We start from the raw sequence: 16,273 nt of genomic DNA on the forward strand, positions 1-16,273 counted from the left end.
GCATCAACCATCGCGTCTCCTTGTCGTTGCGGCATGTTCAGCGCGGCGGTAGCGGCGCGCCCTCCTCCGGCGGGGGAGGAGCTTCCCACGGTTCGGGGTCCGGCGTCGGCGGTGACCACACCAGCGGCGGGGGTGGCGGTGGCAGGGGAGGCGGCGGGGGCGGGTCCGCCGCGGCGACACCGGCACCCAGCCCGAGCGCGGCCCCAGCCAGCGACCCGACCAGGAGCGAGCGGGCGATCATTTCGCGGATTTTCATCGAGCGCTGAGTTTACTGCCTGGACGCCCACATCCCGCGATAACGCCCGTCCCGGGGCCCTAGCGGTGGATCTTCCAGACCGGATCGCCGCAGTCGACGCCCTGAGCGGCCAGTTGCCGCTTGAGCACCTTGAAGGTCACCGTGCGCGGGAGTTCGGTGCTGACCCGTACGTATGACGGCCATTGCTTGGGTCCCAAGTCCGGTTGCTCGGCCAAGAAGGTGCGGAACTTCTCGTCGTCGAACTCGGTGCCCGGCGCCATCACCACCGCGGCCATGACTTGGTCGCCGACGATCGCGTCGGGCACCGGGTACACCGCGACCTCGGTCAGGTCGGGGTGGCGCAGCAACACCCGCTCGATCGGCGCGGCGCCGAGGTTTTCGCCGTCGACGCGCATCCAATCACCCAGCCGCCCAGCGAAATACGCATAACCGGCGTCGTCACGGTAGGCGAGATCGCCGCTGTGGTAGACCCCGCCGGCCATCCGCTCGGCCTCGGCGGCGGCGTCGTTGTAATAACCCTCGAAACGGCCCGGCCCGGCGACGTTCACCAGTTCGCCGACCACGCCCGGTGGGCATGACGCGCCGGTGTCGGGATCGACGATGTCGATGCCCGGCGGGAGGGGGCCCAATGAACCCGGCGGTGTGTCCGGCGTGCGCGCGATGGCCACGCCGCCCTCGGTGGAACCGAACCCGTCCTGCACGACACACCCGAATCGGCGGGCGAAGCGCTCGATGTCATCGGGCGCGCCTTCGTTGCCGTACACCGCGCGCAGCGGGTTGTCCGCATCGTCGGGCCGCTCGGGCGTGGCCAGTACATACGACAACGGCTTGCCGACGTAGTTCGCGTACGTGGCGCCGTAGCGGCGGACGTCGACGATGAAGTTCGAGGCGGAGAACTTGCGCCGCAAGGCCATTGAGCCCGCACACGCCGCCGCCACCGCCCAGCCGACCAGCACCGCGTTGGAATGAAACAGCGGCATCGACACGTAGCAGACGTCGTCGGGGCCGAGGCCGAAGCGCTGCGACATCGTCACGCCCGCGATCGCGACCTTGCCGTGGCTGCACTTGACCGCCTTGGGCTCGCCGCTGGTACCCGACGTGAAGATCAACATGAACAGATCCGCCGGCGCGGCGTCCTGAAAAACGATCGGGGCGTCGCGGTGCGCGGCCAGTTCGTCGGCCCACGCGACGGAGTCGGCGTTCAGGTGCTCGATATCACCCAGCGTCTCAGACGATTTGGAGTCGGCGAGCACCAATTGGCAGTCGGCCCGGGCGATGTCGCGCTGCAGCGCCTCGCCGCGGCGCACCGGGTTGAGCCCGACCGGCACGATCCCCGACATTCCCGCCGCGACCAGCATCGCCGAGAAGAAGGGCGTGTTCTCCAGCAGCACTCCGACGTGGGGTGGCCGGGTGGGGTCGAGCCGCTTACGCAGCGCCGCGGCGATCGCGGCACCCTGCTGCAGGTGATCGCGCCAGCTGGTGAACGAGTCCTCGAAGTAGATACCCCGGTCGTCGATCTCGGTCAGCGGCGCCAGCAGCTTGGTGACCGTCAGGTCGTCGGTGAGCTCCATTTCGCCTAGGCGGGCGTCTCCGCCAGCTCGCGCCCGATGCGGCGCAGCTGCCCGGTGGCACCGCCCAGCGCGAACTCAATCTCCTTGGCGGCCAGGAAGTATCGGTGCGCGGGGTGATCGGTGTCGACGCCGACGCCGCCGTGCACGTGCACGATGGTGTGCGCCACCCGGTGACCGGCGTCGGCGGCCCAAAACGCCGCGCTGGCGACGTCGATCTCCGCCGGAATGTCCTCGGAGACTCGCCAGGCCGCCTGGGTGAGCGTCAGCCGCAACCCCTTGACGTCGATGTAGCCGTCGGCCAGCCGCTGCGAGACCGCCTGGAAGCTGCCGATCGGCCGGTCGAACTGCTCACGTTCGCGCGCGTATTCGGCGGTCATCTGCAGGCCACGCTCGAGCACCCCGAGCTGGAAAGCGCTGCGGCCCAACGTGCCCAGCGTGCCGAGCCAGGTCGCCACCTCGGCGCCGCCGACCCTGCGGCCGCCGTCCACCTCGGTGCCGTCCAGTGCGAGGTGCCCGACGCTGCCCAGGCCGGTGGTCTGCAGGGCCGTCACCGTGACGCCGGGATCGTCGGCGGCAACCAGGAAAACCGCCGTGCCGGCATCCGTTTCGGCGGGGACCAGGAACGCGTCGGCCACCGGGCCGAAACCGACCTGGGTGCGCGTGCCGGTCAGCCGGTAACCGGCGCCGGCGCTTAGCGCCTGCACCGGGCCCTCGCCCATCTCGCCGTCGAGCGCGATGCTCAGGGTCTTCTCGCCGTTGACCGCCGGCACGCCCCAGTTCTGCTGCAGCTCTTCGGAGCCGAACCGGGCCAGCGCCCCGGCGCCCAGCACCACCGACTCCAGGTAGGGCACCGCGGCCAGCTGATGGCCCAGCGCGACCAGGATCGCGATCTGCTCGAGCGCGCCGAAACCGTCGCCGCCCAGCGATGACGCCGACGCGCTGGACAGGATGCCGGCGTCGATCAGCTTTCGCCACAGGTCGCGATCGAACCGCTGATCGAGCCCGTCCAGCTCGCGCTGGTGTTCGGGGGTGCACACCGAGTCCACGATCGTGTCGACCAGGTTGCCGAGGTCGTTCGCCGCTTCGGTTGTCGTGAAATCCATGAACGTCCGTCCTTCTATTACGTAGCGGCTCAGCGGTTGCGGGGCAGACCGAGGGCGACCATGCCGATGATGTCGCGCTGAACTTCGTTGGTGCCGCCTCCGAAGGTCAGGATCAGGCAGGCCCGGTGCATCCGCTCGACCCGGCCCCGCAGCAACGAGCCCGGCGAATTCTGGCGCACCGTCGCCGCGGTACCCAGCACCTCCATCAGCAGCCGGTAGGCCTCGGTGGCCAGCTCGGTGCCGTAGACCTTGGCCGCCGACGCGTCGGCGGGTGACAGGTCCTCACTCGCGGCCGAGGCCAGCTCCCAGTTGATCAGCTTGAGGACCTCGGCCTTGGCGTGCACCCGGGCCAGGTTGAGCTGCACCCACTCCGAGTCGATGAGCCGGGCGCCCCCGTCGTCCTTGGTGTTCTGCGCCCATTCGCGAACCTCGCGCAGGGCCAGGAAGATCGGTTGCGGCGACACCAGGGCGACGCGCTCGTGGTTGAGCTGGTTGGTCACCAGCTTCCAGCCGCCGTTCTCCTCGCCGATCAGGTTGGTCACCGGGACGCGGACGTCGGAGTAATAGGTGGCGCTGGTGTCCACACCGGCCATCGTGTGCACCGGGGTCCAGGAGAAACCCTCCGCGGTGGTCGGCACGGTCAGCATCGAAATCCCGCGGTGCTTCTTGGCGTCGGGGTTGGTGCGCACCGCCAACCACACCCAGTCGGCGTAGGCGATCAGGCTGGTCCACATCTTCTGGCCGTTGATGACGTAGTCGTCGCCGTCGCGCACCGCGGTCGTGCGCAGGTTGGCGAGGTCGGTGCCGGCGCCGGGCTCGGAGTAGCCGATCGAGAAGTGCAGCTCGCCCGCGGCGATCTTGGGCAGGAAGAACTTCTTCTGTTCCTCGGTGCCGAACGCCATGATGGTCGGCGCGACGCTGTTGATCGTCAGGAACGGCACCGGCACGCCGGCGATGGCGGCCTCGTCGGTGAAGATCAGCGAGTCCATCGGCGAGCGGTCCTGGCCGCCGTACTCCTTGGGCCAGTTCAGGGTGAGCCACCCGTCTTTGCCCATCTGCGCGACGGTGTCGCGATACGCCGTGCCGGTACCGACCTCGCCGCCCCCCGAGGAGGTCAGCGCCTCGCGACGCTCCGGGGTCATCAGGTTGGTGAAGTACGACCGCAGCTCGCGACGCAGCTCTTCTTGCTCAGGGGTGTAACTGATGCGCATTTCAGCCGTCCTTCAAGTCAACGACGTTTCCGAATACAACCCGCGTCACAGGCTGCAGCTCGACCAACGGCTACCCATTCGTCTTCCCGGTTGTAACACGTTCTAGTCTGGGAATCCAGCGACCGTTTCCCCAGCGGTGTCGGGGTCTTATGGTGGACCTACATACTGATGAGGCGAGTCCTGCGGTGAAGGCCAGGTTCAAGGAGGGTGCTGTGCGGGTGATCGTGGACCGTGACCGGTGCGAAGGTAACGCAGTGTGCTTGGGAATTGCCCCCGATATCTTCGACCTCGACGACGAGGATTACGCCGTGGTGAAGCTCGACCCGATTCCCGCCGATCAGGAGCAGTTGGCCGAGCAGGCGATCGCCGAATGCCCGCGCGCCGCGCTGTCCCGCGGCGACTGATCCGAGCCTAGAGCGCGCAACCCGAAACTAGAGGTATTCATAAATTGACTAGGCCTTATGACCCGGCTTCTCCTCAGACCGCTGCGCGGTCAGCATCGTCGCCGGGCGCTAGCACGAACGCGACCGATCTCTCCGGAAAGGTCGCGGTGGTCACCGGTGCGGCCGCGGGCCTGGGACGGGCCGAGGCGCTCGGCCTGGCACGCCTCGGAGCGACCGTCGTCGTCAACGACATCGCCGCCGCGTTGGACGCCTCCGACGTCATCGACGAGATCAACTCCTCCGGTTCGAAGGCCGTTGCCGTGGCGGGCGACATCAGCGAACGCTCCACCGCCGACGAATTGGTCGCCCAGGCCGACGGGCTGGGTGGGCTCGACATCGTGGTCAACAACGCCGGCATCACGCGCGACCGGATGCTGTTCAACATGTCCGACGAGGAGTGGGACCAGGTCATCGCCGTGCACCTGCGCGGCCATTTCCTGCTGACCCGCAACGCCGCCACCTACTGGCGCTCCAAGGCCAAGGAGGCGGACGGCAAGGTCTTCGGCCGGATCGTCAACACCGCATCGGAGGCCGGCCTGGTCGGCCCCGTCGGGCAGGCGAACTACGGCGCCGCCAAGGCGGGCATCATCTCGCTCACCCTGACCGCCGCGCGGGCGCTCGGCCGCTACGGCGTGTGCGCCAACGCCATCTGCCCCCGCGCGCGCACGGCGATGACGGCCGACGTGTTCGGCGATGCACCGGAGGTGGAGGCCGGCGGGGTCGATCCGCTGTCGCCAGAGCACGTCGTCAATCTGGTCAAGTTCCTGTCCTCGCCGGCGGCTGCGGAAGTCAACGGCCAGGTGTTCATCGTCTACGGTCCGCAGGTGACACTGGTCGCTGCCCCGACGGTCGAGCGCAAATTCAGCGCCGACGGCGCCGCTTGGGACCCTGCACAGCTGAGTGCGACGCTGCAGGAATACTTTGCTGGACGTGATCCTGAGCACAATTTTTCGGCGAGCGCACTGATGGATCAATAGCCATTTGGGGCTAGTCGATCGGGGGGAATCGGCAGGTAGAACGTGTGTCAGTTTGACACGTGACAAGTGCGTCTGACCTGGCGAATTAACGGTTGGGATAAGAAATGCTGTTCATTGACATGGTGAACTTGTTCTGAGTTAATATGATCCGGCTCACACCGAGCCCCATGCGACCGTAGACAACGCAAAGGCCAGCCATAGACTTCGCCGAGACCAGCCGAGGGGGGACACCGAGTTGAGGGAGCAACTTGCCGTTCCCGCCCGCGCCGTCGGCGGATTCTTCGAAATGATGATGGACACCGGCCGGGCAGCTTTTCGCCGGCCGTTCCAGTTTGGCGAGTTTCTCGATCAGACGTGGATGATCGCCCGCGTGTCGCTGGTCCCGACGCTGCTGGTGTCCATCCCCTTCACGGTGCTGGTGGCCTTCACCCTCAACATCCTGCTGCGCGAGATCGGCGCCGCCGACCTGTCCGGCGCCGGGACGGCGTTCGGCACCATCACCCAGCTGGGTCCGGTGGTGACCGTGCTCGTCGTCGCCGGTGCCGGCGCCACCGCGATCTGCGCCGACCTGGGCGCGCGCACCATCCGCGAGGAGATCGACGCGATGCGCGTGCTCGGCATCGACCCGATCCAGCGGCTGGTGGTCCCCCGTGTGCTGGCGTCCACGGTGGTGGCGCTGCTGCTCAACGGCTTGGTATGCGCCATCGGGCTTTCCGGTGGCTATGTGTTCTCCGTCTTCCTGCAGGGCGTCAACCCAGGCGCGTTCATCAACGGCTTGACCGTGCTGACCGGACTGCGCGAGCTGGTACTCGCCGAAGTCAAGGCGCTGCTGTTCGGTGTGATGGCCGGGATGGTGGGCTGTTACCGCGGCCTGACTGTCAAGGGCGGGCCCAAGGGCGTCGGCAACGCGGTCAACGAAACCGTGGTCTACGCCTTCATCTGTCTGTTCGTGATCAACGTGGTGATGACCGCCATCGGCGTGCGAATTTCGGCGAAGTGATGAGACGGGTGAGCACGCGATGAGTTACGACGCCACACTGCGGTTTCGTCGCCTCTTCTCGCGGCTGCAGGAGCCGGTCGACGACTTCGGCGAGCAGGCGTTGTTCTACGGGCAGACCGTGCGCTACGTCCCCAACGCGCTCACCCGATACCGCAAGGAGACGGTCCGGCTGATCGCCGAGATGACCATGGGCGCGGGGGCTCTCGTGATGATCGGCGGCACGGTCGGTGTCGCGGCGTTTTTGACCCTGGCCTCCGGCGGTGTCATTGCCGTGCAAGGGTATTCGTCGCTGGGCAACATCGGCATCGAGGCGCTGACGGGATTCCTGTCGGCCTTCCTGAACGTCCGGGTGGTCGCCCCGGTGATCGCCGGCATCGCGCTGGCGGCCACCATCGGCGCCGGCGCCACCGCCCAATTGGGCGCCATGCGGGTGTCCGAGGAGATCGACGCCGTCGAGTGCATGGCGGTGCACTCGGTGTCCTACCTGGTGTCGACCCGCCTGATCGCCGGCCTGATCGCGATCATCCCGCTGTACTCGCTGTCCGTGCTGGCCGCGTTCTTCGCCGCCCGCTTCACCACGGTGTACATCAACGGGCAGTCAAAAGGCCTCTACGACCACTACTTCAATACGTTCCTGATCCCGTCGGACCTGTTGTGGTCGTTCCTGCAGGCGATCGTGATGTCCATCGCGGTCATGTTGGTGCACACCTATTACGGCTACAACGCCAGCGGTGGTCCCGTCGGCGTCGGCATCGCAGTCGGCCAGGCGGTGCGGACGTCGTTGATCGTCGTGGTCGTCATCACTTTGTTCATCTCGCTCGCTGTGTATGGGGCGTCCGGTAACTTCAACCTCTCCGGCTAAGAGGACCGCTTAAAAGGACATGGCAGAAACAGGCGCGCGACGCACGACCGTCCGGCTGGCAGCAGCAGTGCTGGCCGGCCTCATGGTGGCTTTCGCTGTGCTGACTTACCTTTCCTACACGGCCGCCTTCGCGTCGATCGACACCGTCACCGTGTCGGCGCCCCGGGCGGGGCTGGTGATGGAGAAGGGCGCCAAGGTCAAATACCGGGGCATCCAGATCGGCAAGGTCGAGACCATCGACTATTCCGGCGACCAGGCGCGCCTGACGCTGGGCATCAACAGCGACGACATGCATTTCATCCCGTCCAACGCGGCGGTGCACATCGCGGGTAACACCATCTTCGGTGCGAAGGCGGTGGAATTCATTCCGCCGCAAACGCCGTCGCCGACCTCGCTGCGTCCGGACGCGCACGTCGCGGCCTCGTCGGTGCAGCTCGAAGTCAACACCTTGTTCCAGTCGCTGATCGACCTGTTGCACAAGGTCGACCCCGTCGAACTCAACGGGACGTTGAGCGCGTTCGCCGAAGGCCTGCGTGGCCACGGCGATGACCTGGGCGGCATCCTTTCGGGACTGAATACGCTGACGCGCCAAGCGAATCCGAAGCTGCCCGCCTTGCAGGAAGACCTCCGCAAGACCGCGGTCGTGGCGAACGTCTACGCCGACTCCGCCCCCAATCTGAACACCGTCTTCGACAACCTGCCGACGATCAACAAGACCGTCGTGGACCAGCAGAAGAATCTCGACAAGACCCTGTTGGCCACCATCGGCCTGTCGAACAACGCCTATGACACGTTGGCGCCGGCCGAGCAGGACTTCATCGACGCCATCAACCGGCTGCGGGCCCCGCTCAAGGTGGCCGCCGACTACTCACCGGAATTCGGCTGCCTGTTCGCCGGAATCGAGCGCGGCATCAAGGAATTCGCCCCGCTGCTCGGCGTCCGCAAGGCCGGCCTGTTCACGTCGTCGAGCTTCGTGCTGGGCGCGCCGTCGTACACGTACCCGGAGTCGTTGCCGATCGTGAACGCCTCCGGCGGCCCGAATTGCCGTGGGCTGCCCGACATCCCGACCAAGCAGACCGGCGGCTCGTTCTACCGGGCGCCGTTCCTGGTCACCGACAACGCCAACATCCCGTACGAGCCGTTCACCGAGCTGCAGTTCGACGCGCCCTCGACGCTGCAGTTCTTGTTCCACGGCGCCTTCGCGGAACGGGACGATTTCTGATGCCGGACAGTTCGGGCATGCCGTCGCACCGCGAGATGATGATCAAGGTCAGCATCTTCGCCGTGGCCATGCTGCTGGTGTCGGCCGGGCTGGTGGTGGTGTTCGGCGACTTCCGGTTCGGACCCGAAAGCACCTACCACGCAACGTTTACCGACGTCTCGCGGTTGAAGGCCGGTCAAAAGGTGCGCATCGCCGGGGTGCCGGTCGGTGCGGTGTCCGACATCAAGCTCAATCGCGACAACACCATCGACGTGAAGTTCGGGGTCGACAAGCGCTACACGCTCTACTCGTCGACGCGCGCGGTGATCCGCTACGAAAACCTCGTCGGTGACCGATATCTGGAGATCACGTCCGGCCCTGGAGAGCTGCGAAAACTCCCCGCCGGCGCGACGATCAACAGCCAACACACCCAGCCCGCACTGGATCTCGACGCGCTGCTGGGCGGGCTGCGGCCGGTCCTCAAAGGCCTCGACGCCGACAAGGTCAACACCATCAGCAGCGCGGTCATCCAGCTGCTGCAGGGCCAGGGCGGCGCGTTGTCGAACGTGCTGGCCGACACGAGCGCGTTCTCCTCGGCGCTGGGCCAGCGCGACCAGCTCATCGGCGACGTGATCAACAACCTCAACACGGTGCTGACGACCGTGGACCAACGCAGCGCGCAGTTTTCGACAAGCGTGGACCAGTTGCAACAACTGATCACCGGGCTGGCCGAACACAAGGACGACATCGCGGGTGCCATCCCCCCGCTGGCCTCCACGACGACGGATTTGACCCAGCTGCTGAAGAATTCGCGCCGCCCGCTGCAAGGCGTCCTGGAGAACACCCGTCCGCTGGCCACCGAGCTGGACAACCGCAAGGCCGAGGTGAACAACGACATCGAACAGCTGGGCGAGGACTATCTGCGGCTGGCGGCCCTCGGCGCTTACGGCTCGTTCTTCAACATCTATTTCTGCTCCGTGACGATCAAGATCAACGGCCCCGCCGGTGGCGACATCCTCCTGCCGCTTGGTGGCCAGGTGGATCCCAGCAAGGGGAGGTGCGCGTTTGCCAAGTAACGCAACACATGAGCGCGATCCGCTGCGCACCGGAATCTTCGGCGTGGTGCTCGTGGTCTGCGTCGTGCTCATCGCATTCGGGTATTCCGGTTTACCGTTCTGGCCGCAGGGCAAGATCTACGACGCCTACTTCAGCGACGCGGGTGGAATCAATCCCGGCAATGCCGTTTACGTCTCGGGCTTCAAAGTCGGCAAGGTGACCTCCGTGGGTCTGGCCGGCGACAGCGCCAAGATCAGCTTCAGCGTCGACCGCCACGTCGCCGTCGGCGACCAGTCGCTGGCCGCGATCCGCACCGACACCATCCTCGGTGAGCGCTCCATCTCGGTGACCCCGGCCGGTGGCGGCAAGGCAACCACCATCCCGCTCAGTCGCACCACGACGCCGTACACGCTGGCCGGCGCGCTCGAGGACTTGGGTTCCAATGCCAGCAACCTGAACAAGCCGCAGTTCGAAAAGGCGCTGAACGTGTTGACCGACACGCTGCACGACGCCACCCCCGAGCTGCGCGGTGCGCTGGACGGCGTGACGTCGCTGTCTCGCACCCTGGACCGACGCGACGAGGCGTTGCAAAGCCTACTGGCGCACGCGAAGTCGGTCACCGGCGTGTTGTCACAGCGCGCCGAGCAGGTCAACAAGCTGGTCGACGACGGTAACGAGTTGTTCGCCGCGCTCGACGAACGCCACCGCGCGCTGGGTCAGCTGATCTCGGGCATCCAGGAGCTCTCGGCGCAGATATCCGGCTTCGTCGCCGACAACCGCAGGGAATTCGGGCCCGCGCTCAACAAGCTCAACGATGTGCTGTCCAACCTCAACGAGCGCCGCGACTACATCACCGAGGCCCTCAAGCGGCTGCCCACCTACGCCACCGAGTTGGGCGAGGTGGTCGGCTCGGGTCCCGGCTTCAACGTGAACGTCTACGGCGTCATCCCGGCGCCGCTGCTCGCGACGATGTTCGACTTCTTCTATCAGCCCGGCAAGATGCCGGCCAGCCTGGCCGACTACCTGCGCGGGTTGATTCAGGAACGCTGGATCATCAGGCCGAAGTCACCATGATGCAGCGGACCATCCGCAGCAGGGGGCTGCGCTACGCCACCATCATCGCGCTGGTCGCGGTGCTGGTGGGCGGCGTGTATGTGCTGTCGTCGCAAGGGAATAACCGCAAGATCGTCGGCCACTTCGCGTCGGCGGTCGGGTTGTATCCCGGCGACCAGGTGCGCATCCTGGGTGTCCCGGTCGGCACCATCGACACGATCGAGCCGCGACCCTCCGACGTCAAGATCACGATGTCGGTGTCCAAGGACGTGAAGGTCCCCAAGGACGCCAAGGCCATCATCATGTCGCCAAACCTGGTGGCGGCCAGGTTCATCCAGTTGACGCCGGCCTATACCGGTGGGCCGGAGATGGCCGACGGCGCCAGCATCGGCCCTGACCGCACGGCGGTCCCGGTGGAGTGGGACGAGGTCAAAGAGTCGCTGACCAAGCTGGCGGTCCAGCTCGGCCCGACGGCCGGGTCGCTGCAGGGCCCGTTGGGCGCGGCGATCAACCAGGCCGCCGACACCTTCGACGGCAAGGGCCAGTCGTTCCACAGCGCCTTGCGCGAGCTCTCGCAAGCCGCTGGGCGACTTGGGGATTCGCGCGGCGACATCTTCGGGACGGTCAAAAACCTGCAGGTCGTGGTCAACGCCCTGTCGTCCAGTAACGAACAGATCGTCCAATTCGCCGGTAGCGTCGCGTCGGTGTCGCAGGTGCTCGCCGACAGTTCGCGCCATCTCGACAGCACCCTGGGGACCCTCAACACGGCGCTGTCGGACATCCGTGGGTTTCTCCACGAACACAACTCGACCATCGTCGATACGGTCAACAACCTCAACGATCTCGCGAAGACACTGAGCGACGAGAGCGACGACATCGAGCAGGTGCTGCACGTGGCAGGCCCGGGTATCGCCAACTTCTACAACATCTACGATCCCGCGCAGGGCACGCTCAACGGTCTGCTGTCGATACCGGAATTCGCCAACCCCGTGCAGTTCATCTGTGGGGGATCCTTCGAGACCGCGGCCGGGCCCAGGGCGCCGGACTACTTCAAGCGCGCCGAGCTCTGTCGTGAGCGGCTGGGTCCGGTGCTGCGCCGGCTCACCGTGAACTACCCGCCGCTGATGTTCCACCCGCTCAACACGATCACGGCGTACAAGGGGCAGATCATCTACGACACCCCGCAGACTCAGGCCAAGGCGGCGACCCCGGTTCCGGAGCTGACGTGGGTGCCGGCCAAGGGCGCCCAGACGCCGGCCACGCAGAACCCGGCGGATCTGCAGGCGCTGCTCGTCCCGCCGGCCCCGCAGGCCGGTCCGGGGCCCGGCCCCGCGCCGGCCGGCGCCGCTCCCGCGCCCGGTCCCGCTCCCGGAAGCGCGTTCGGGCCGCGGCCGGGGCCAGCTCCGGCCCAACCCGCGCCCAACGGGCCCGCGGCCGGCTTGGGCGGTGGCGGATGAACCGAATGTGGTCGCGCGCCAGCGGATTGGCCGCGGGCAGCGTGCTGCTGGCCGGTTGCCAATTCAACGGCCTGAACTCGTTGGCGATGCCGGGCACCGCCGGTCACGGCAGCGGCGCCTATTCGGTGACCGTCGAGCTGCCCGACGTGGCGACGCTGCCGCAGAACTCGCCCGTCATGGTCGACGACGTAACCGTCGGAAGCGTTGCCGGCATCGCGGCCGAACAGCGCGCCGACGGATCGTTCTATGCGGCAGTCAAATTGGCGCTGAACAAGAACGTCGTCCTGCCCGCCAACTCGACCGCGACCGTCGCCCAGACGTCGCTGCTGGGTTCGATGCACATCGACCTGGCCCGGCCGAAGAACAAGCCGGCCGTGGGCCGGCTGACCGACGGGTCGAAGATCACGGAGGCCAACACCGGCCGCTATCCCACCACCGAAGAGGTGCTCTCGGCGCTCGGCGTTGTGGTGAACAAGGGCAATGTCGGTGCGCTGGAAGAGATCACCGACGAGACCTATCGGGCCGTCGCGGGCCGGCAGGACCAGTTCGTCGACCTGATCCCCCGGCTGGCGGAATTGACCTCGGGGCTCAACCGCCAGGTCAACGACATCATCGACGCGGTCGACGGATTGAACCGCTTCTCGGGAGCACTGGCGCGCGACAAGGACAACCTGGGCCGGGCGCTGGACACGCTGCCCGAGGCGATTCGCGTGCTCAACAAGAACCGCGACCACATCGTGGAGGCCTTCGGCGCGCTGCACAAACTGGCCAACGTCACCTCGCACGTGCTGGCCAAGACCAAGGTGGACTTCGCCGCCGACATGAAGGACCTGTACTCGGTCGTGAAGACCCTCAACGACAACCGAAAGAATTTCGTCACCTCACTACAGCTGTTGCTGACGTTTCCGTTCCCCAACTTCGGGATCAAGCAGGCGGTGCGGGGCGACTACCTCAACGTGTTCACCACCTTCGACCTCACCCTGCGCCGGCTCGGTGAAACGTTCTTCACGACGGCCTATTTCGACCCGAACATGGCTCACATGGACGAGATCCTCAACCCGCCGGACTTCTTGACCGGCGAATTGGCCAACCTGTCCGGACAGGCCGCGGATCCGTTCAAGATTCCGCCCGGCACGGCTTCGGGACAGTAGGGCGGACGCACATGCATGACAGACTGACCAGGATCCAGCTGGCGATCTTCGCCGTGATCACGGCGATCACCCTGACTGTGATGGCGATCTTCTACCTGCGGCTGCCCGCGACCTTCGGCATCGGAACCTACGGTGTGAGCGCCGATTTCGTTGCCGGCGGCGGCCTGTACAAAAACGCCAACGTCACCTACCGCGGCGTTGCCGTCGGCCGCGTCGAGTCGGTCGGGCTGAGCGCAGGCGGCGTCATCGCCCAGATGCGGCTGAACAGCGAGACGGCCATCCCGTCGAACGTCACCGCCACCGTCAAGAGTGTGTCGGCGGTCGGCGAGCAGTACATCGACCTGGTGCCCCCGAGCTCGCCCGCGTCGAGCAAGCTGACCAACGGTGCCCGCATCGAGCGGCAGAACACCCGGATCGGCCAGGACGTCGCCGATCTGTTGAAGCGGGCGGAGACACTGGTCAACAGGCTGGGTGACACCCGGTTGCGTGAACTGTTGCACGAGACGTTCATTGCGGCCAACGGGTCAGGCCCCGAGCTCGCCCGGCTGTTCGAGTCGGCCCGGCTGCTGGTGGACGAGGCGAACGCCAACTATCCGCAGGTCTCGCAGCTGATCGATCAGGCCGGCCCGTTCCTGCAGGCCCAGATCCGCGCCGGTGGCGACATCAAGTCGCTCTCGGATGGGCTGGCGCGGTTCACCTCCGAGGTCCGTCAGGCCGACCCCCAGCTCCGCGACACCCTGGCCACGGCCCCCGGCGCGACCGACGAGGCCAGCACCGCGTTCTCGGGCATCCGCCCCAACTTCCCGACCCTGGCCGCCAGCCTGGCCAACCTCGGCCGGGTGGGCGTGATCTACAACAAGTCGATCGAACAGCTGCTCGTCGTGTTGCCGGCGTTGTTCGCGGCCATCACCACCGCCGCGGGCGGCGGGCCGCAAGACGAGGGCGCCAAGCTGGACTTCAAGCTCGACCTCAACGACCCGCCGCCGTGCGCCGTCGGCTTCCTGCCGCCGCCGTTGATGCGCACCCCGGCCGACGAGACGGTGCGCGAGCTTCCGAGGGACATGTACTGCAAGACCGCGCAGAACGATCCCAGCACCGTGCGCGGCGCGCGTAACTACCCGTGCCAAGAGTTCCCCGGGAAGCGCGCCCCCACGATTCAGCTCTGCCGCGACCCGAAGGGCTACGTGCCGATCGGTCGCAACCCGTGGCGCGGCCCGCCGGTGCCCTACGACACCCCGATGACCAACGGGCTGAACGTGTTGCCGCCCAACCACTTCCCGTACATCCCGCCGGACGCCGACCCAGATCCGGGCACTCCGATGGTCGGGCCGCCCCCGCCGGGTGTGGTCCCTGGACCCGGTCCGGCGCCGCACCAGCCGGCCTTCGCCCCGCCGCCGCCCAACGACAACGGGCCGCCGCCGCCGTTCACGTCGTGGCAACCGCCGGGGGTGCCGCCGGTACCGCCGCAGCTTCCGTATCCGAAGTGGCTGCCCCCGCCGGCGCCGCCGCTGGGGATCAACCCGCCGCCGCCGGGCCCCGGACCGGAGAAGCCGTGGGGCCCGCCGCCCGGGGGGCAGCCGCAGGCCAGCGGGCCGGCGTATGCCACCTATGACGAGAAGACCGGCGCGTTTGTCGATCCGGCAGGAGGCACTGGTATCTTCGCCGCCGGCGCCACCGGAACCTCCGGCGCCGAGAATTGGGTGGACCTCATGCTTGATCCAAGGCCTCTGTAATGGACGCTGCCATAACGGACGAACAGACAACCAAGCCGCGCGCTCGTCGTAAAGCCTCGCGCGCGGCGGGTCCTGCCAAGAGCGAGTCGACGCAGGACGTCACGGTCCAGACGGAGGTGCCGGCCGCGCCGAAGCCGTCGGCGAAATCCGTCAGGAGCCTCAAGTCCATCAAGCCGCCACCGCGGCGCCAGCCGCACCGCGCCCTGGTGGCGTGGATCTCCTTCGCGGCGGCACTGGTGGCGGTGGGGGCGTTGGCCGGGTGCGTGGCCCTCCTGGCCGTCCAGCACCGCCACGCCGCCGCGGCGCAGGGGCGCGACCAACGCTTCGTCGACACCGCGACGCAGACGGTGGTCAACATGTTCAGCTACAAGCAGGACAACATCGACGAGAGCGTCAACCGGTTCGTCAACGGGACCAGCGGACCGCTGCGCGGGATGCTCAGCGCCAACAACAATGTCGAGAATCTCAAGGGCCTGTTCCGCTCCACCAACGCGACATCGGAAGCCGTCGTCAACGGCGCCGCGCTGGAAGGCATTGACGCCGTTACCGATAACGCGTCCGTGTTGGTGTCGGTGCGCGTCACGGTCGCCGATATCGACGGCGTCAACAAGCCGTCCATGCCCTACCGGTTGCGCGTCATCGTGCACGAAGACGACTCCGGACGCATGAGCGGCTACGACCTGAAGTATCCAGACGGGGGTAATTGATGCGATGGCGGCGTTGGCTGCTCATCGTCGCGGGTTACCTTCTGGCCGTGGCGTTCGTCGGGTTGTCCGCGGCGGCCGGCTGGATGTATTGGGATCGGGTCGAGGTTCGCGGTGAGCAGGCGGCGCGTGCCGTGCTGCCCGGTTTGGCGGCCAAGGAAATCCCCGAGGTTTTCGCCTACGACTACCAAACGGTCGAACGCAGCCTGTCGGCGGCGTACCCGCTACTGACCCCCGACTATCGCGCGGAGTTCCAGAAGAGCGCCAACACCCAGATCATTCCCGAAGCCAAGAAGCGCGAAGTGGTGGTGCAGGCCAACGTCGTGGGCGTGGGAGTCATGTCCGCCCAACGGAATTCGGCGTCGGTGATGGTCTACATGAACCGGACGGTCACCGACAAGTCACGGCAGCCGCTGTATGACGGCAGCCGATTGCGGGTCGACTTCAAAAAGATCGGCAAGCAGTGGCTGATCGCCTACATCACGCCGATCTAGC

The 16,273-nt window shown here is 66.8% G+C and carries 15 protein-coding genes and 1 pseudogene; 12 read left to right on the plus strand and 4 right to left on the minus strand.

Annotated features, from left to right (window positions below; all coding sequences use genetic code 11):
- Nucleotides 1-37 precede the first annotated feature (37 nt).
- From W7U_RS25880 to W7U_RS24215, 4 genes are read right to left on the minus strand one after another with little or no spacing between them, the layout of a single operon-like run.
- Nucleotides 38-256 carry a hypothetical protein gene (locus tag W7U_RS25880; RefSeq protein WP_008263729.1) on the minus strand — a complete coding sequence of 73 codons (219 nt, stop codon included), beginning with the start codon at nucleotides 254-256 and terminating at the stop codon, nucleotides 38-40.
- A 59-nt stretch (nucleotides 257-315) separates the two neighbouring features.
- Nucleotides 316-1,827 (minus strand): long-chain-fatty-acid--CoA ligase FadD17, encoded by a 1,512-nt coding sequence (fadD17, locus tag W7U_RS24205; RefSeq protein ID WP_008263731.1) that lies wholly within the window; start codon nucleotides 1,825-1,827, stop codon nucleotides 316-318.
- A gap of 5 nt (nucleotides 1,828-1,832) precedes the next feature.
- Nucleotides 1,833-2,930 (minus strand): acyl-CoA dehydrogenase family protein, encoded by a 1,098-nt coding sequence (locus W7U_RS24210; RefSeq protein ID WP_008263732.1) that lies wholly within the window; start codon nucleotides 2,928-2,930, stop codon nucleotides 1,833-1,835.
- A 29-nt stretch (nucleotides 2,931-2,959) separates the two neighbouring features.
- Nucleotides 2,960-4,141 carry an acyl-CoA dehydrogenase gene (locus W7U_RS24215; protein ID WP_008263734.1) on the minus strand — a complete coding sequence of 394 codons (1,182 nt, stop codon included), beginning with the start codon at nucleotides 4,139-4,141 and terminating at the stop codon, nucleotides 2,960-2,962.
- A 212-nt stretch (nucleotides 4,142-4,353) separates the two neighbouring features.
- Between W7U_RS24215 and W7U_RS24220 the strand changes: the two genes are divergently transcribed.
- From W7U_RS24220 to W7U_RS24275, 12 genes and pseudogenes are all read left to right on the plus strand, one after another.
- Nucleotides 4,354-4,545 carry a ferredoxin gene (locus tag W7U_RS24220; RefSeq protein ID WP_003877155.1) on the plus strand — a complete coding sequence of 64 codons (192 nt, stop codon included), beginning with the start codon at nucleotides 4,354-4,356 and terminating at the stop codon, nucleotides 4,543-4,545.
- Nucleotides 4,546-4,655: 110 nt separating this feature from the next.
- A pseudogene (locus tag W7U_RS24225) lies at nucleotides 4,656-5,561 on the plus strand (3-oxoacyl-ACP reductase); the annotation flags it as partial.
- 235 nt (nucleotides 5,562-5,796) lie between these two features.
- Nucleotides 5,797-6,561: an ABC transporter permease gene (locus W7U_RS24230; protein WP_014379050.1), complete on the plus strand. Its 765-nt coding sequence runs from the start codon at nucleotides 5,797-5,799 to the stop codon at nucleotides 6,559-6,561.
- A gap of 19 nt (nucleotides 6,562-6,580) precedes the next feature.
- A complete protein-coding gene (locus W7U_RS24235; protein WP_008263742.1) occupies nucleotides 6,581-7,423 on the plus strand; it encodes an ABC transporter permease in 843 nt (280 codons plus the stop codon).
- A 19-nt stretch (nucleotides 7,424-7,442) separates the two neighbouring features.
- Nucleotides 7,443-8,645 carry a virulence factor Mce family protein gene (locus tag W7U_RS24240; RefSeq protein ID WP_008263744.1) on the plus strand — a complete coding sequence of 401 codons (1,203 nt, stop codon included), beginning with the start codon at nucleotides 7,443-7,445 and terminating at the stop codon, nucleotides 8,643-8,645.
- Nucleotides 8,645-9,700: a virulence factor Mce family protein gene (locus W7U_RS24245; protein ID WP_008263746.1), complete on the plus strand. Its 1,056-nt coding sequence runs from the start codon at nucleotides 8,645-8,647 to the stop codon at nucleotides 9,698-9,700. Before W7U_RS24240 ends, W7U_RS24245 begins: the two co-directional genes overlap by 1 nt.
- Nucleotides 9,690-10,754, plus strand: coding sequence for a virulence factor Mce family protein (locus W7U_RS24250; protein WP_014381763.1), 1,065 nt, complete (start codon nucleotides 9,690-9,692; stop codon nucleotides 10,752-10,754). The genes W7U_RS24245 and W7U_RS24250 overlap by 11 nt, the downstream gene beginning before the upstream one ends.
- The gene (locus W7U_RS24255) at nucleotides 10,751-12,190 is read left to right on the plus strand and encodes a virulence factor Mce family protein (RefSeq protein ID WP_014383777.1); all 1,440 of its coding nucleotides are present in this window, start codon (nucleotides 10,751-10,753) and stop codon (nucleotides 12,188-12,190) included. The genes W7U_RS24250 and W7U_RS24255 overlap by 4 nt, the downstream gene beginning before the upstream one ends.
- Nucleotides 12,187-13,341, plus strand: a complete 1,155-nt coding sequence (locus W7U_RS24260; protein ID WP_008263752.1) for a virulence factor Mce family protein — start codon at nucleotides 12,187-12,189, stop codon at nucleotides 13,339-13,341. Before W7U_RS24255 ends, W7U_RS24260 begins: the two co-directional genes overlap by 4 nt.
- An 11-nt stretch (nucleotides 13,342-13,352) precedes the next feature.
- Entirely contained in the window at nucleotides 13,353-15,074 is a 1,722-nt protein-coding gene (locus W7U_RS24265) for a virulence factor Mce family protein (RefSeq protein WP_008263753.1), read from the plus strand.
- Nucleotides 15,074-15,781, plus strand: a complete 708-nt coding sequence (locus W7U_RS24270; RefSeq protein WP_008263755.1) for a hypothetical protein — start codon at nucleotides 15,074-15,076, stop codon at nucleotides 15,779-15,781. Before W7U_RS24265 ends, W7U_RS24270 begins: the two co-directional genes overlap by 1 nt.
- Nucleotides 15,781-16,272, plus strand: a complete 492-nt coding sequence (locus tag W7U_RS24275) for a mammalian cell entry protein (protein ID WP_008263757.1) — start codon at nucleotides 15,781-15,783, stop codon at nucleotides 16,270-16,272. Before W7U_RS24270 ends, W7U_RS24275 begins: the two co-directional genes overlap by 1 nt.
- Nucleotide 16,273: the final 1 nt, after the last annotated feature.

Origin of the sequence: Mycobacterium sp. H4Y (genome assembly GCF_000364405.1) — a bacterium.
Classification (GTDB): Bacteria; Actinomycetota; Actinomycetes; order Mycobacteriales; family Mycobacteriaceae; genus Mycobacterium; species Mycobacterium intracellulare.

Bases quoted from the DNA above. Each gene is read 5' to 3' on its own strand.
- W7U_RS25880 (WP_008263729.1), bottom strand. From the start codon at position 256: ATGAAAATCCGCGAAATGATCGCCCGCTCGCTCCTGGTCGGGTCGCTG.
- fadD17 (WP_008263731.1), bottom strand. From the start codon at position 1,827: ATGGAGCTCACCGACGACCTGACGGTCACCAAGCTGCTGGCGCCGCTG.
- W7U_RS24210 (WP_008263732.1), bottom strand. From the start codon at position 2,930: ATGGATTTCACGACAACCGAAGCGGCGAACGACCTCGGCAACCTGGTC.
- W7U_RS24215 (WP_008263734.1), bottom strand. From the start codon at position 4,141: ATGCGCATCAGTTACACCCCTGAGCAAGAAGAGCTGCGTCGCGAGCTG.
- W7U_RS24235 (WP_008263742.1), top strand. From the start codon at position 6,581: ATGAGTTACGACGCCACACTGCGGTTTCGTCGCCTCTTCTCGCGGCTG.
- W7U_RS24240 (WP_008263744.1), top strand. From the start codon at position 7,443: ATGGCAGAAACAGGCGCGCGACGCACGACCGTCCGGCTGGCAGCAGCA.
- W7U_RS24245 (WP_008263746.1), top strand. From the start codon at position 8,645: ATGCCGGACAGTTCGGGCATGCCGTCGCACCGCGAGATGATGATCAAG.
- W7U_RS24255 (WP_014383777.1), top strand. From the start codon at position 10,751: ATGATGCAGCGGACCATCCGCAGCAGGGGGCTGCGCTACGCCACCATC.
- W7U_RS24260 (WP_008263752.1), top strand. From the start codon at position 12,187: ATGAACCGAATGTGGTCGCGCGCCAGCGGATTGGCCGCGGGCAGCGTG.
- W7U_RS24265 (WP_008263753.1), top strand. From the start codon at position 13,353: ATGCATGACAGACTGACCAGGATCCAGCTGGCGATCTTCGCCGTGATC.
- W7U_RS24270 (WP_008263755.1), top strand. From the start codon at position 15,074: ATGGACGCTGCCATAACGGACGAACAGACAACCAAGCCGCGCGCTCGT.
- W7U_RS24275 (WP_008263757.1), top strand. From the start codon at position 15,781: ATGCGATGGCGGCGTTGGCTGCTCATCGTCGCGGGTTACCTTCTGGCC.